Source organism: Streptococcus parasanguinis (assembly GCF_016648855.1).
In the GTDB taxonomy this organism is placed as follows: Bacteria; Bacillota; Bacilli; order Lactobacillales; family Streptococcaceae; genus Streptococcus; species Streptococcus parasanguinis_L.
Map to the genome: position 1 here is coordinate 263,540 of NZ_JACLQU010000001.1, position 15,217 is coordinate 278,756.

Below are 15,217 nucleotides of genomic sequence, written 5' to 3' on the forward strand. Positions count from 1 at the left end.
CTCAAGCAGACATCTTTTCTATATGCGATAGTTATTCAGACAAATGGTAAGAATAGCTTGCCACAACCACTTCTTCATGCCAACGAAGTGCGTACTTCAATTTCAAACTCATTTGGTTATGGAGAATATTTTGCCAATGTTTTTTAGGGATGAATTGAGGGACTAATACTGTGACGGTATTGCCTTTTTCCTTAGCTTCCTCAGCTACTTTGGAGACAAATTCAACTGTTGGTTGAATAATATCCCGGTAGCTCGTCATGACATTTTCAAAGCGAATATGAGGGAAATAGTGCTTAAATTCTTCTGCCACCTCTGCATCTTTAACCTTGGTTTCTTCTGTTGAGACGTGCATGGCTATGACGTCATTTCCGAGGCTATTGGCATAACTCATCGCTCCCACACTTACCTGAGTGACATTTCCGACAAGGACGATCACGGTATTGCCCGCATAACTTGTCTTTTCGATCTTACCTCCCAAGCGCAATTGAGCCGCAACTTTATCATAGTGATTACGGATACTCAAGAACATCCAAAGCAAAAGACCGATAATAGGGAAGAAGGGCCAGATCTCACGCAGACGGAACAGCAAGAGGATCAAGACAATCCCATAACAGATGGCTGCCCCGAGGATATTGGCAAGTGAATACTTGAGAAATCCTTTTTGATATTGGCGTTTCCAGTGGATAACCATCCCTGTTTGAGAAAGGGCAAAAGGAATGAAGACCCCAATGGTATAAAGCGGAATCAAGCTTTCTGTTTGCCCATCAAAGATCAAGAGCAAGACGATGGCACCAATCGCCAAGGTCAAAATCCCATTGGAATAGCCCAGACGATCCCCTTTTTCCATATACATGTGTGGCATGTATTTGTTTTTAGCCATGTTAAAGGCCAACATTGGAAAGGCTGAGAACCCAGTATTCGCCGCAACTGCCAGGATCAAGGCTGTTGATAATTGGAAAACGTAGAAGAAGGCTTGTCCGACCGGAGAATTTCCTAAGATAGCTTGGGCCATTTGAGCTAGAGTTGTTACCCCTTTTGCTGGTACAACACCCACCCAGTAATTGAGGAAGGTAATCCCTGCAAACATGATCCCTAAAATCAAAGCCATGATGGTCAAGGTAGAGGCTGCATTCTTTGCTTTTGGTTTCTTAAAGAAAGGAACCGAATTGGAGATAGCTTCAACCCCTGTTAGGGAAGCTGATCCACTCGTAAAGGCCCGCAACAAGAGAATGACACTAACCCCTGAAATGGTTTGACCCACATGAGCAGTCGCGTTATAGGCCAATTGACCAGTCAAAATTTGGATCACACCATAGCCGATCAAGGCAATGGTACTGACAATGAAAAGGTAGACCGGAATCATCAACGATGTCGCCGATTCGCGCAATCCCCTCAGGTTCATCAGCATCAAGATCAAGACCAACAAAATGGAAATGTGAAGATTATAAGGATGAAGAGAGGGAATCGCTGACGTGATGGCATCTGCACCGGAAGAAACAGATACTGCTACCGTCAGCATGTAGTCGACCAAGAGACTACCACCAGCGATCAAACCTGCTTTGGGAGACAAGTTCTCCGTAGTCACCATGTAGGCTCCTCCTCCTTGGGGATAGGCATGAATGACCTGGCGATAAGAAATCGTTAAACTGGCTAGGAGAACTAGAACCACAATCCCAATTGGAATGGACCACCAAATGGCTCCTGCTGATACGGTCATCAAGACCAAGATAACTTGCTCTGGACCATAGGCGATAGAAGAAAGCGCGTCACTAGAGAGCATGGCCAAGGCCTGCATCTTCCCTAGCAACCCTCCTTCACCTTCTGCACCAGATTTCAACGGACGGCCAATAAACCATTTTTTCAATGTTGAAAACATAAAAAACTCCTTGAAAAAAAGATCATGAGGCCGGGAATTCCCTGCCTCTTTTTCATAAAACAGGGGTTATTCTACTCCTTTTTTTCAAGACTGTCAACCGAAATTGTGTAATTTTCATAAAGTTTTCATTCTTTCCTTCCACCTCCCATAGATAGAACCGTTTCTTTTTAATTTTTTCTAAGCAAAAAACAAGGCTGGGACAAAAATCCTAGCCTCTCAATTATTTTTGGATGTCGAGCAAGACGCAGTGGTTGAGTGGGCTCTACTACGCTGATTTCATCAGCTTTTACAGCCCTACTCAACTGTGCGGAGGTGGGACGACGAAATCGAATTCTAACGAATTACCGATTTCTGTCCCACTCTCACTTTTTTATTTCGCCTGATTTTCGACATAAAAGGCAATGACATTCGAAGTGTACTGGGCTGTACCAACTCCAAACTTGTCGATGTTTTCCTTGAATTCTGGATTATAGACATAGCCTTTGCCGATATGGCCAAAAACCTCTATAGAGCAGTCAAATCCATACGTTCGAATCGCATCTAAAAGTTTGGCTGCTTGATCTTGGTTTTCATTTGCTGATACGGGTAGACCATCTTTGAGATTTTGCGACAAAGTTTGAAAAACTTGGTTAAAGGCTCTTGTTGCCTCATCTTCTCGACCTTTTTGGTGTTCAAGCGCTTGGTTCATGACTTCTTGACCATACTTGTCTACCGCCTCTTGCTGGTATTTTTGAGTATCTTGGTAGCTAAATCCAGTAAATTTTTCCTCAATTGTCATTTGTCTTTCTCCTTTTTGTTCTTGAATGGTTTTTTGCAAGGTGGAAATCAAGGTATCCAAACGTTTTCTTTCTTGAGTCAAATAATCTAACTGTTTGGTCAAATGGGGCAATAAGTTAGACTTTTCTTCGGCTAAGAGTTCTGCTATTTGGTCCAAGGAAAAACCTAGATACTTGTAATAGAGAATTACCTGTAAGCGTTCTAAATCTTCTTGGCTGTATGTTCGATAGCCATTTTCAGATTTCACAGGGACTAGAAGCCCTATCTTATCATAGTGGTGCAAGGTCTTGATAGAGACACCCGACAGCTCTGCAGCTTTTTTGATATGGTACATGATTTCCTCCTTGTACTCAATAAAAATCAAAGAGCAAACTAGGAAGCTAGCCGCAGGTTGCTCAAAGCACTGCTTTGAGGTTGTAGATAGAACTGACGAAGTAAGTAACATATATACGGTAAGGCGACGCTGACGTGGTTTGAATTTGATTTTCGAAGAGTATTACAAGGATAGTATAACCCCTCCCCTTAGGTCAGAGTCAAGACTTAACATAAAAATAGTTTTATTTCAGAAAAAAAGCTTGAGTAGTTCCATTGCGTTTTACTCAAACCCTTTGTTTTTATGGGTGACTTACAATCAATTCTAAACCTTGCCCTTCCAAAGTCCAAGATTCAACATCGCTTGGCAAGATAAAGTGACTTCCTTTTTGAATAGGATAATCCTTTCCATCTACAGTCAATTTTCCTTCTCCAGTTAAGACGCTCAATAAGCTGTAATCGGCAGTCTTTTCAAAATTAGCTTTTCCAGTAAGTTCCCACTTATAAACCGTAAAGAAATCACTTGCAACCAAGGTCGTCATCCGAAGATCATCGATCACAACTGTATCTGGATGGCTATTAGCTGGCTCCCCAATATTCAACACATCAATTGATTTTTCTAGATGAAGCTCTCGCAAATTTCCTTGAGCATCCTTGCGGTCAAAATCATAAACCCGGTAGGTGGTATCACTCGACTGTTGGGTTTCAAGAATCAAGATTCCAGATCCAATTGCGTGCATGGTTCCACTTGGCACATAGAAGAAATCTCCAGCCTTGACTGGAACTTTTGTCAGCAAGGCATCCCAGTTTTTATCTTCGATTTGCTGGCGGAGTTCTTCTTTTGACTCGGCATTGTGTCCATAGATAATCTCTGATCCTTCGTCAGCCGCAATCACATACCAACACTCGGTTTTTCCAAGTTCTCCCTCATGCTCCATGGCATAGGTATCATCCGGGTGCACCTGTACACTAAGCCAGTCGTTAGCATCCAAAATCTTTGTTAATAAAGGAAAGACAGGCTCTTTACGATTGCCGAATAATTCTCGGTGCTCTTGATAGAGCTGATCCAATCCCATTCCTTCGTATGGACCATTGGCCACTTTAGAAACGCCATGCGGATGGGCCGAAATCGCCCAAAATTCACCGACATGGTCACTCGGAATGTCGTAACCAAATTCCTCTTTTAGACGTGTTCCTCCCCAAATTTTTTCCTGCATCACTGAATGTAAAAATAATGGTTGTACCATAATATCCTCCTCACATTTCATGTTTCTATTATACAAAAAAAAGAAAGCTTTTGAAAGCCCTTCCTGATCGTTTCCTTTCTCGCCAGAATCTTCATTTTTGTGTATAATGGAAAAGATGACACTAAAAGAAAATATTATCCAACTGGCACATTCTATTGGGATTTCAAAAATTGGATTTACAACTGCTGATGACTTTGCTTATTTGGAAAAATCGCTCCGCTTGGCCGTTGAGGAAGGACGGAATTCTGGATTCGAGCATAAGAATATTGAAGAGCGCATCCACCCCAAATTAAGTCTCTCCTCCGCAAAGACGATCATCTCAATCGCTGTCGCCTACCCCCACAAACTCAAGCAACAACCTCAAAAAACAGCCTATAAAAGAGGAAAATTCACGCCCAACAGCTGGGGATTAGACTACCATTATGTCCTTCAAGACAAGCTCAACCGCTTAGCTGCTGGAATTGAAGAAATGACGCAAGATTTTGAATACAAGGGCATGGTCGATACTGGAGCACTGGTTGATACGGCTGTCGCCCAACGAGCTGGAATTGGCTTTATCGGAAAAAATGGCTTAGTCATTTCAAAAGAATACGGTTCTTACATGTTTTTGGGGGAATTGATTACCAATCTCGAAATTGAACCAGATCATCCTGTCGACTATGGTTGTGGAGACTGTCGACGTTGTTTAGATGCATGCCCAACCTCCTGCCTAATCGGAGATGGCTCTATGAATGCAAAACGCTGTTTGTCCTTCCAAACTCAGGACAAGGGCATGATGGACCTAGAATTTCGCAAGAAAATTAAAACGGTCATCTATGGATGTGACATCTGTCAGATTAGCTGCCCTTATAACAAAGGGCTGGATAATCCCTTGGCAACAGAAATCGATCCTGATCTGGCTCATCCAGAGTTGATTCCTTTTATCGAACTGTCTAACGGACAATTTAAGGAAAAATTTGGAAACGTTGCCGGAAGCTGGCGAGGCAAGAATATCCTCCAGCGCAATGCCATTATCGCACTAGCAAATGCTAATGACCGCTCAGCCATCCCTAAACTCCTGAACATCATCGAGACCTCGCAAAATCAGATCCATATTGCAACGGCTATCTGGTCTTTAGGGCAACTGCTCCGTGAAGTCACTCCAGACCTTGTTGAGCTCTTACGGAATATCAAACATCCGACTAATGCTATCATAGAAGAACGAACTGCTTTCTTTGAAAAATTCGGCATTCAAGCAGTTTCACAACTACAATGAAAAAACACTAAGGTTACAACCTTAGTGTTTTTTTAGTTCCTTCAAGAAATACCAACTACCCATCTCTACTTGGTTAAAGCTAATCTCACTTGAATAGACTTCCTTGTAACCATTTTTCGTGTAAAAATAGACATTTCCTTTGGTATTGGTATAAAAGGCTAGTTTTTTTCCTTGGTTCTCTTCCAAGAAAGGCTCAATTCCTTCTGTCATAAAGCGACTGCCATAGCCCTGCCGTTGGTGTTTAGGGGCGACTGCGAGAAGCATCAAATACCAATCAAAGTCTACATTTTGCTCCAATTCCTTATCCGTGTCCTCCATAAATTTAAAGTAGGCCAACATATTCTTCAAGGAAATAAACTTGAGCAAGCCAAATCCCCCATTTAAGAGATAGACTCGAAAAGGAATCGGTCCCTTTTGTAACAAGGCAACTGCATAAATTTCATCATTTTTTTCTGCCACAAGGCAAATATGGTGCTTAAGAAAAACCTTTACCAGGATGCGCATCATTGCCTCAACAAAGGCTGGGTATTGCTTGGGATCACGCACCAAATCCTTGATAACTTTTAAAAATAGATAGTCCTCAAAGGCTGCACTGGCTACTCGAACCACCTGATCCAGATCTGCTTTTTCTGCTTTTCTGTACTTCATCTTCTCTCCTATTCTAAGTCTACTTTCCAGTATACACTATCCCTCGCTCTTAGACAAAGGTCAATTTTCAGCAATTTGTTCATTCAAACCAGCAAAAAGAGTCCTCCCCAAACGAGTCCCAGCCCCCAAGCGACGAGAACATCCTTGGGATAATGAACCCCTCCAATAACTCGGACAAGGGCTAATAGAAGAGATAGGAGCATGGAGCACATTCCTAGCGGAAGCGACAACTGGCAGACACACATCGAGATAATGGTGGCCGAAAAAACATGTCGGCTAGGAAAGGAATGTCCGGATGAATTCTTTTCTAATAAGGGTTGAATCTCCCATTTCTCATAAGGTCTCGGAACATTGACCCAATGACGAAAGAGGCTAAACAAGACAAAACCCGAAGCAGGGATCCAGATAAAAGGCCAGATTTCTCCCATTGAAGTTTTCTTAAAAAACAGCCAACAAAAGACCAGGCCGTAGATACCTGGCATCACGAACGTCAAGATTCGACTCATCCTTTGAAGAACCTGCACACGATGTGGCTTTCTCGTAAAAGGCAGGGTTAGCCAACGATAAAATTTCGGATAATCTTGAAGATTGGGCTTCATGTTGGCACTCCTGTCTATCATCTCATTTTTGTACTACTAGTATACGCGATCCTAAGAAAGCCTGTCAAGCCAAGCTTCTTTTTTATCCTTTCTTTCTTCTTTTTCACATGATTTAGCACTAAAATCTGATGATTTATCATTTTTCTGTCTCCAAGAAACGTCTTTTCCATTACTATTATCGATAAAAAAATGAGGCTGGGACAAAAGTCCTAGCCTCTTAATTGTTTTTGGATTGTCGATCAAGACGCAGTGCTTGAGTGGGCTCTACTACGCTGATTTCATCAGCTTTTACAGCCCTACTCAACTGTGCGGAGGTGGGACGACGAAATCGAATTCTAACGAATTACCGATTTCTGTCCCACTCTCATTTTTTCACTTTGTATGTTACGCCCTTTGTATCTTGATGAAATGCGACAGGACCAAGGTGGATCGATACCATCCACTTGAGGAGTTCGAGTCGTCCATCGTGCTTGCCGTTACACGAATTGAACACGCCCTAAATGCTGTGTGAAAAAGATAAATTCTCTTGTGAGCATGGCTCACTGCAAGAATTTCCTATTTTCACTGGCATTTTACGGGCTTTGTATCTTGTTCTTACGCTACTTCTTCTGTGAATTGACTATTGTAGAGATCAGCATAGAATCCATTTTGGCTCATGAGTTCTTGGTGGTTACCCTGCTCGATAATATTTCCATCTTTCATCACGAGAATCAGATCCGCATTACGGATAGTGGACAAGCGATGGGCAATGACAAAGGAGGTCCGGCCTTCCATGAGTTTGTCCATGGCTTTTTGAATCAACTCTTCTGTACGGGTATCGACAGATGAGGTTGCTTCATCCAAGATGAGGAGCGGGGCATCCTTCAAGAGGGCACGCGCAATGGTCAAGAGTTGCTTTTGACCGACGGACAAGGTGACAGAATCATCTAGCACGGTGTCATAACCATTCGGCAAGGTCCGAATAAAGTGATGGACCCCAACAGCTCGTGTTGCTGCTTCCACCGCTTCGTCTGAAATATCCGTTTGATTGAAGACCAGGTTTTCTCGAATGGTCCCCTCAAATAGCCAGGTATCTTGCAAGACCATCGAAAAGGCATCATGAACTTCTTCTCGGCTCATGGCCTTAGTATCCACACCATCGATGGTAATTTTACCAGCTTGAATGTCGTAAAAACGCATCAAGAGATTGACCATGGTCGTCTTACCTGCACCTGTCGGACCAACAATGGCCACTTTTTGCCCCGGTTTGGCTTCAGCTGTAAAGTCATGGATAATAGTCTTGTCTGGTGAATAGCCAAAGCGAACATGCTCAAAGGTGACATGACCTTTTGGTGTTTCCAATTGACGTGTTTTTTGGGATTCGTCTTCCATTTCTTCTTCGTCTAAGAATTCAAAGACACGCCCCATAGCAGCACTGGCTGATTGCAATTGGGTAATTCCTTGGGCCATTTGACCAATTGGTTGGGTAAAGATGCGGACATAGGTCATAAAGGCCACAATGGTCCCGATGGTAATGTCTCCATTAATGGTGAGGACAGCCCCAACGATACAGACCATGACATAGCCGAAATTCCCTACAAACTGCATCAAGGGCATCATGATCCCAGAGAAGAATTGGGATTTCCACATGCTATGGTACAAATCTTGGTTGATGGCATCAAAATGATCTTTGGCTTGATGGCGGCCATTATAGGAAATAACAACATTGTGGCCACTATAGATTTCTTCAACATAGCCTGAAACTTTGGCAAGATTATCTTGTTGCTGTTTAAACAAAGGCTGACTCTTGACCATAATGATGCTAGAAAGAGCAAAGCCAGCAAAGACGGATACAATCGCTGTGACAGCTAAGTGCCAGTCCGTCTTAAACATCATGAAGATGGAGCCGATCAATAAGACGATAGAGGAGACCATTTGAACCAAGCTTTGGTTAAAGGATTGGGTCATCAAATCCACGTCATTGGTCACACGAGACAAGGTATCTCCTTGTTCGTGACTATCAAAATATTGGAGGGGTACACGATTGATCTTTTCAGCGATGGCATTGCGCAAGCGTTCTGCGAAGCGCTGAATCATCGTTGAGATAATGAAGCTACTGCTGTAGGACACTAGTGCTCCAACTCCATAAAGGATGGCTAAGGTCAGAGCAATCGAAGTGATCTTGTCAATATCAATGACTCCTCCCATCCCTTTTGTGATAGTATCCGTGATTTCTTTTAATTTATCCGGTCCAATAACCGTGATAATACTCGATACGACCGAAAAGAGGATAGCAACTAGGAAAAATAGGTGGAAGCCCTTCAAATAGGGAGAAAGTTGTCTCCAAAGGGACGATTCTTGTTTTGTTTTATGCATGTTCCAACTCCTCCTTAGACAATTGTGAATAGGCAATTTCTTGATAGACTTCATTGGTCGCAAGCAATTCCTTGTGGGTACCTTGACCGACGACCTTCCCTTGATCCAAGACCAAAATCAAATCCGCATCCATAATGGTCGAAATCCGTTGCGCAACGATCAATTTGGTCGTATCTGCCAACTTTTCTTTTAGGGCTTGTCGCAAGATCCGATCTGTTTTATAATCCAGGGCTGAGAAGGAATCATCAAAGATGAGGATCTCGGGCTTGCGTGCAAGGGCACGCGCAATCGCCAAACGTTGACGTTGTCCTCCAGAGAAGTTGCTTCCTCCTTGCGCTACTTCTGTATCCAAGCCCTTCTCTTTTGCGGCAACAAACTCTTTGGCTTGGGCCAATTCAAGAGCTTTCCAGATGGCTTCATCCTCTAATTTTCCTTGGCTACTTTCCCCAAATTCCATATTGGAGCGAATCGTGCCACTAAAGAGCACTGCTTTTTGTGGAATGTAGCCGACTTTATTGTTCAATTCTTGGTGGCTATAGTCCTTGACATTCACCACATCCACTAAGATCTTTCCTTCTGTCGCATCGTAAAAACGCGGGATTAAATTGACCAAAGTGGATTTACCAGAACCAGTTGATCCGATGAAGGCAACGGTTTGTCCTTTCTGAGCTGAGAAGGTCACGTGCTCAATCACAGCACGGGAAGTCCGTCCATATCGGAAGGAAACGTCTTGAAATTCTACTGTACCTGCTTGGCCTGTTGTTTCTTTTGACTCACTTGGGAAGGCTACAGACGGTTCAAGAGCCAAGACCTGATTAATCCGTTTTGCGGATACCAAGGCACGAGGAAGGATAATCAAGATGGCCACCATCATCATAAAGCCAATGACAACCTGCATGGCGTAAGAGGAGAAGGTGATCATATCTGAGAAGACCTTGGTCCGATCCGCTAATGCAGGACTGGCGAGGATCTTTGTAGGATCTTTTGGCATGGCGATATCATTGATCAAGTGCGCCCCAATCCAGTAGATAGCCAGGGTCAACCCACTTGATACCACTGTCATAACCGGGTTCATTAAAGACATCAAACGATAAACAAAGAGATTTAGACGGGTTAAGCCCTTGTTTTCAGCCTGGAATTTTTCATTTTGATAAGCTTCTGCATTGTAGGCGCGAACCACTCGCACCCCAGTCAAACTCTCTCGTGTCGTCGCATTCAAAGCATCGGTCAAACCTTGAACCTTTTGCTGGCGTGGAAAGGCAATAAGAACCAGAACAGATAGCAGAATCAAGACCATCAAGACCGCAATCCCAACAGAAGTTGTCCAAGCATCGCTCTTGCCCCAAATCTTGGTCAAAGCCCAAATTGCCATAATGGGACCACGCGTCACGACTTGCATCCCCATGACAATCATGATTTGCAATTGAGTCAAATCGTTGGTCGTCCGGGTCAAGAGAGAGGGAACAGAGAATTTCTTGATCTCGGCATCAGAGTAATCCATCACTTGATGGAAAATCTCTCCTCGAAGCCGCGTCGTAAAGCTGGCAGCGACTCTTGAAGCTAAAAAGCCCACAAAAACTGCCATCAAAAAGCTTCCAAAAGAGAAGAGCAACATCTTGCTTCCCGGATCCATAATATCAGAAACCTTGGTCCCATCCTTAGCTAAGAGGGTCGTGATATCAGATAAGTATTCAGGAGTCTTTAAATCCATCCAAACAGCCAGACAGATAAAGACCGTACTAAGGGCAATCATGCCCCATTCTTTGGCGGTTAACCGCCGAAACATATTGATCATTCCTCACTCCTTTTTTTCATATTCTCATAAAATTGATGCATGACCTTGAAAAAGATGGCCAATTCTTCATCTGATACACCCACCATCATCTTCTGGTCCACTTCCTCAAAGAATTGTTTCATGTCATTCAACTTGTTTTTCACACTGTCTGTTAGGTAGACATACTTGGCCCGTTTATCGGTCGGACTAGCCTCTAAATAAATAAAGCCATTTTTCTCCATCCGCTTGATCAGGTTACTGGTCACTGATTTTGCGATATGAAGTTCCTGCTCAACATCCCGAATCAAGGTCACTTTTCCCTCCTTTTCACGATGAGATAAGAAGCTCAATACCTGACCTTGGGGTCCTGCGCTAAATTCAAGCCCCTGCTTCTTGGCCTCTCTTTCTACCATGAGGTGAATGAGATGGCCGATTTTTTTAAATTCTTGTAACGGTTTGTCCATCATTCCTCCAAATAGTTCTCATAAGAACTTTAAAGTTACTATGAGAACTATTTTAGCACAAAAAAGATCCCTGTCAAGAAAAAAGTTTCTATAAGAACTAAAAAATGGAGCCGAATCGACTCCATCCTTCATCTTTAGATAATAATGCCTTCTAGATGATCCATTTCATGCTGACAGATCTGGGCTGGAAAACCTGACAAACGAATCGTTTTTGCTTTCCAATTCACATCTCGATAGGCCACTGAAATCTCCTCATAACGAGTGGTTGGCCGAATCCCTACCAAGGATAAGCATCCTTCCTCTGTTTGGTAAGGCTTTTTCTTTTCAAGGAGAACAGGATTAAACAGGACCAGATTTTCACTTCCCATTCGGATGATAATCGCCCGTTTTTTCACCCCGATCATATTAGCCGCTAAACCCACACACTCAAGGAGATGAGCATTTAAGGTGTCCTGCAAATCCAAAGCCAAGGTGCGATCCTCAGGTGTCGCTTCTTCTGACTTTTGACCCAAAAATAAGACATCTTTTACAATATTCTTTTTCATTTCTTCCTCACTTCTTGATAGATAGATGAAAGAAGAGAGTGGGACAGAAATCAGTAATTCGTTAGAATTCGATTTCGTCGTCCCACCTCCGCACAGTTGAGTAGGGCTGTAAAAGCTGATGAAATCAGCGTAGTAGAGCCCACTCAAGCACTGCGTCTTGATCGACAATCCAAAAATAATTGAGAGGCTAGGACTTTTGTCCCAGCCTCCTCGCTCTTGTTTCTAACCTCTAAGAGACAATTGCTTCTTATTTTTTAAGCTTCTCGCTCACTTCTTTTGCAAGGACAAAGTTCCCCAAGGTCGCTGAACCATTGCCAGCAACTGCAGGTGTCACAATATAATCTCTCACATCTGGTACAGGGAGGTAACCGTTCAAAAGAGCAGTAAATTTCGTGCGAACACGATCTAACATATGTTGTTGAGCCATGACTCCTCCTCCAAAGACAATGACGTCTGGGCGGAAGGTAACTGTCGCATTCACTGCTGCTTGTGCGATGTAGTAGGCTTGAATATCCCATACATTGCTGTTGAGTTCAATGTTTTCCCCACGAATACCTGTACGAGCTTCGAGACTAGGACCAGCCGCAAAGCCTTCCAAACAGCCATTGTGGAAAGGACAAACACCCTTGAATTCTTTTTCCACATCCATTGGGTGTTGAGCCACATAGTAGTGTCCCATTTCTGGGTGTCCAGCTCCCCCGATAAACTCACCACGTTGGATGACACCAGCTCCGATTCCTGTTCCGATTGTATAGTAAACCAAGTTTTCGATATGACCACCCGCGTTATTGCGTGCTACCACTTCGCCATAGGCAGAGCTATTCACATCTGTCGTGAAATAGATAGGTACATTCAAGGCACGACGGAAGGCCCCAACGATATCTACATTGGCCCAATTCGGTTTTGGAGTCGTTGTGATGAAACCATAAGTGTTTGAATTTGGATCGATATCAATTGGTCCAAATGAACCAATCGCAAGCCCAACTAGATCCTCAAATTTTGAGAAAAATTCAATACACTTATCAATCGTCTCAATTGGCTTGGTTGTTGGAAATTGTACTTTTTCCACAACATTATAGTTTTCATCACCAACTGCACAAACAAATTTTGTACCGCCAGCTTCCAAACTTCCATATAATTTTGTCATGTTGGCTCCTTTTTTATTATGAAAAATATCCTGTATTTATTATAGCATATTTTGTAGTCAATCTTTTTCTCTTCTCTAAAGAAAAAACACACCTTTTTTGAGAAATAAAATTCAAGGACTGGAGATGATAGACCAGTCCTTGAGAACTTATTTTTCGATTAAGCTTTAACTTCGATGATTGCATCACCCTTCGCAACAGATCCAGTTGCAACAGGTGTGACAGAAGCAAAGTCAGCTGTGTTAGTGACGATCACCATAGTTGTGTCTTCAAGACCAGCTGTGGCAATTTTCGCTGCATCAAATGTACCAAGGACATCACCAGCTTTAACTTTATCGCCTTGAGCTACTTTTTGATCAAATCCTTCACCGTTCATTGATACTGTATCAATCCCAACGTGGATCAAGATTTCAGCACCATTAGCTGTTTTCAAACCGTAAGCGTGACCCGTTGCAAAAGCAATGGTTACTTCAGCATCCGCTGGTGCATAGACAACGCCTTCAGTTGGTTTGATGGCAATTCCTTGTCCCATCGCACCACTTGAGAAGACAGGATCATTCACATCAGACAAAGCAACAGCTTGACCAACGATCGGAGAGATAATGGTTTCGTCTTGAAGAGATGCTGGAATAACTCCAGTTGTTTCTTCTTCAATAATTGCACCAGCTTCTTTGTCCTCTGCAGGAACTGATGAAGCTTCATCTTCATAACCAAACATATAAGTCAAACCGAAACTTAGTGCAGTTGTAAATACAACCATAAATACATATTTCAATAATTGACCATTTAGATAGAGAAGTGTACCTGGAATAATTGTAATACCAAATCCTGTACCAGCCAGATTTAACATAGATGCAATCCAACCACCTACAGCACCTGCTCCCAAAGCAATAACGAATGGTTTCACATAACGCAAGTTCACCCCGAAGATTGCAGGCTCAGTAATACCTAGCAAAGCAGAAATAGTTGCTGGGAATGCTAAAGCTTTCACTTTTTGAGATTTAGATTTTACTGCCACTGCTAAAGTAGCACCAGCTTGCGCAGTCATAGCAGCTGTAATAATTGCATTAAATGGATCTTTTTTATCTGCAGTAATTAATTGTGATTCAAGAAGATTAAAGATATGATGGACGCCGGTAACGACAATCAACTGATGAACGCCACCAATAAGAAGACCTGCAAGACCAAATGGTAAATTCAAAATAAACTTAGTTACATTTAGTACATATTCTTCGATACTGTGGAAGAATGGACCAATAATAAACAAAGCGAGGAATGACATGATTGTCAATGTGAATAATGGAACCAATAACAAATCTAAGACATCTGGAATTTTCTTATGGAGCCATTTTTCAAGTTTCGCACCAATTAGACCAACGAAGAAAGCGGGAAGAACTGAGTTCTGGAATCCAACCACATGATGGAAGATACCAAAATATGTTGCTGCTTTAGAAGGATCTTCCGCAACAACCCACGCATTTGGAAGTGTCGGACTAACCATCATCAAACCAATTACAATCCCAAGAACAGGATTTCCTCCAAATACTCGGAACGCAGACCATGAAATCAAGGCTGGGAAGAAGGCAAACGCGGTATCAGTTAAAATTGTTGAATAGGTATAAAAATCAGTAGATTTAAATGCGTCTGCTGTTGTACCAAACAAAGCCAAAACCTGGTCTTGAGCAATAGCACCGCGAATCCCCATAAACAATCCAGTTGCAACGATCGCTGGTAAAATTGGCACAAAAACGTCTCCAAAGGTACGGATCGCACGTTGGAACCAGTTTCCTTGTTTAGCAGCTTCAGCTTTCATTTCATCTTTTGATGATGTTGGTAAGCCAAGAGCTACCACTTCATCATAGATCTTGTTTACAGTACCAGTACCAAAGATGATTTGGTATTGACCTGAGTTAAAGAAAGCACCTTGTACTTTTTCAATGTTCTCAACAACATCTTTGTTGATTTTTGATTCATCTTTTACCATCACGCGAAGACGAGTCGCACAGTGAGCAACACTGCTAACGTTCTCAACCCCACCGATTGCATCGATGACTTTTTTTGCAATTTCTGTATTTGACATTTGCAAAAATCTCCTTATTTTTTATTGTTTTGAAAACGGTTCACCCGCCTCTACGTTTTTAATTGTACCACGTATTGAAAATATGTCAACCGTTTTGCAGGATTTTTTTGAAACTTTTTTGGACTTTTTGACACCTTTTG

General features: G+C 42.5%; 12 protein-coding genes. 1 reads left to right on the top strand and 11 read right to left on the bottom strand.

All coding sequences use genetic code 11. The annotated features are described in order from the left end of the window. Window positions 1-31: 31 nt before the first annotated feature. From H7T92_RS01260 to manA, 3 genes are all read right to left on the bottom strand, one after another. Window positions 32-1,876: an APC family permease gene (locus H7T92_RS01260; RefSeq protein WP_201036774.1), complete on the bottom strand. Its 1,845-nt coding sequence runs from the start codon at window positions 1,874-1,876 to the stop codon at window positions 32-34. A gap of 370 nt (window positions 1,877-2,246) precedes the next feature. Continuing rightward, window positions 2,247-2,987: a MerR family transcriptional regulator gene (locus tag H7T92_RS01265; protein WP_201036775.1), complete on the bottom strand. Its 741-nt coding sequence runs from the start codon at window positions 2,985-2,987 to the stop codon at window positions 2,247-2,249. 280 nt (window positions 2,988-3,267) lie between these two features. Next, on the bottom strand, window positions 3,268-4,212 hold the full coding sequence (gene manA / locus H7T92_RS01270; RefSeq protein ID WP_201036776.1) for a mannose-6-phosphate isomerase, class I: 945 nt from the start codon (window positions 4,210-4,212) through the stop codon (window positions 3,268-3,270). A gap of 115 nt (window positions 4,213-4,327) precedes the next feature. Between manA and queG the strand changes: the two genes are divergently transcribed. Then, a complete protein-coding gene (queG, locus tag H7T92_RS01275) occupies window positions 4,328-5,467 on the top strand; it encodes a tRNA epoxyqueuosine(34) reductase QueG (protein ID WP_201036777.1) in 1,140 nt (379 codons plus the stop codon). 21 nt (window positions 5,468-5,488) lie between these two features. Here the strand turns inward: queG and H7T92_RS01280 are convergent, their stop codons facing one another. The 8 genes from H7T92_RS01280 to H7T92_RS01315 all read right to left on the bottom strand — a co-directional run bounded on the left by H7T92_RS01280 (window position 5,489) and on the right by H7T92_RS01315 (window position 15,077). After that, complete coding sequence (locus tag H7T92_RS01280; RefSeq protein WP_201036778.1) at window positions 5,489-6,115, bottom strand: GNAT family N-acetyltransferase; 627 nt, start codon at window positions 6,113-6,115, stop codon at window positions 5,489-5,491. A gap of 83 nt (window positions 6,116-6,198) precedes the next feature. After that, window positions 6,199-6,714, bottom strand: a complete 516-nt coding sequence (locus H7T92_RS01285; protein WP_021153780.1) for a phosphatase PAP2 family protein — start codon at window positions 6,712-6,714, stop codon at window positions 6,199-6,201. 594 nt (window positions 6,715-7,308) lie between these two features. Next, window positions 7,309-9,069 carry an ABC transporter ATP-binding protein gene (locus tag H7T92_RS01290; protein ID WP_201036779.1) on the bottom strand — a complete coding sequence of 587 codons (1,761 nt, stop codon included), beginning with the start codon at window positions 9,067-9,069 and terminating at the stop codon, window positions 7,309-7,311. Beyond that, entirely contained in the window at window positions 9,062-10,864 is a 1,803-nt protein-coding gene (locus H7T92_RS01295) for an ABC transporter ATP-binding protein (RefSeq protein ID WP_201036780.1), read from the bottom strand. Before H7T92_RS01295 ends, H7T92_RS01290 begins: the two co-directional genes overlap by 8 nt. Next, window positions 10,861-11,307, bottom strand: coding sequence for a MarR family winged helix-turn-helix transcriptional regulator (locus H7T92_RS01300; RefSeq protein WP_201036781.1), 447 nt, complete (start codon window positions 11,305-11,307; stop codon window positions 10,861-10,863). The genes H7T92_RS01295 and H7T92_RS01300 overlap by 4 nt, the downstream gene beginning before the upstream one ends. A 134-nt stretch (window positions 11,308-11,441) precedes the next feature. Further along, window positions 11,442-11,852, bottom strand: a complete 411-nt coding sequence (locus tag H7T92_RS01305) for a peptide deformylase (RefSeq protein ID WP_201036782.1) — start codon at window positions 11,850-11,852, stop codon at window positions 11,442-11,444. A gap of 247 nt (window positions 11,853-12,099) precedes the next feature. Further along, the gene (scrK, locus tag H7T92_RS01310) at window positions 12,100-12,999 is read right to left on the bottom strand and encodes a fructokinase ScrK (protein WP_003016958.1); all 900 of its coding nucleotides are present in this window, start codon (window positions 12,997-12,999) and stop codon (window positions 12,100-12,102) included. 158 nt (window positions 13,000-13,157) lie between these two features. Next, entirely contained in the window at window positions 13,158-15,077 is a 1,920-nt protein-coding gene (locus tag H7T92_RS01315; RefSeq protein ID WP_201036783.1) for a sucrose-specific PTS transporter subunit IIBC, read from the bottom strand. Between the last annotated feature and the right edge of the window lie 140 nt (window positions 15,078-15,217).

Coding starts and splice junctions, on each gene's coding strand:
- H7T92_RS01300 (WP_201036781.1), bottom strand. CDS start 11,307: ATGGACAAACCGTTACAAGAATTTAAAAAAATCGGCCATCTCATTCAC.
- H7T92_RS01280 (WP_201036778.1), bottom strand. CDS start 6,115: ATGAAGTACAGAAAAGCAGAAAAAGCAGATCTGGATCAGGTGGTTCGA.
- scrK (WP_003016958.1), bottom strand. CDS start 12,999: ATGACAAAATTATATGGAAGTTTGGAAGCTGGCGGTACAAAATTTGTT.
- H7T92_RS01285 (WP_021153780.1), bottom strand. CDS start 6,714: ATGAAGCCCAATCTTCAAGATTATCCGAAATTTTATCGTTGGCTAACC.
- H7T92_RS01305 (WP_201036782.1), bottom strand. CDS start 11,852: ATGAAAAAGAATATTGTAAAAGATGTCTTATTTTTGGGTCAAAAGTCA.
- queG (WP_201036777.1), top strand. CDS start 4,328: ATGACACTAAAAGAAAATATTATCCAACTGGCACATTCTATTGGGATT.
- manA (WP_201036776.1), bottom strand. CDS start 4,212: ATGGTACAACCATTATTTTTACATTCAGTGATGCAGGAAAAAATTTGG.
- H7T92_RS01265 (WP_201036775.1), bottom strand. CDS start 2,987: ATGTACCATATCAAAAAAGCTGCAGAGCTGTCGGGTGTCTCTATCAAG.
- H7T92_RS01260 (WP_201036774.1), bottom strand. CDS start 1,876: ATGTTTTCAACATTGAAAAAATGGTTTATTGGCCGTCCGTTGAAATCT.
- H7T92_RS01290 (WP_201036779.1), bottom strand. CDS start 9,069: ATGCATAAAACAAAACAAGAATCGTCCCTTTGGAGACAACTTTCTCCC.
- H7T92_RS01315 (WP_201036783.1), bottom strand. CDS start 15,077: ATGTCAAATACAGAAATTGCAAAAAAAGTCATCGATGCAATCGGTGGG.
- H7T92_RS01295 (WP_201036780.1), bottom strand. CDS start 10,864: ATGATCAATATGTTTCGGCGGTTAACCGCCAAAGAATGGGGCATGATT.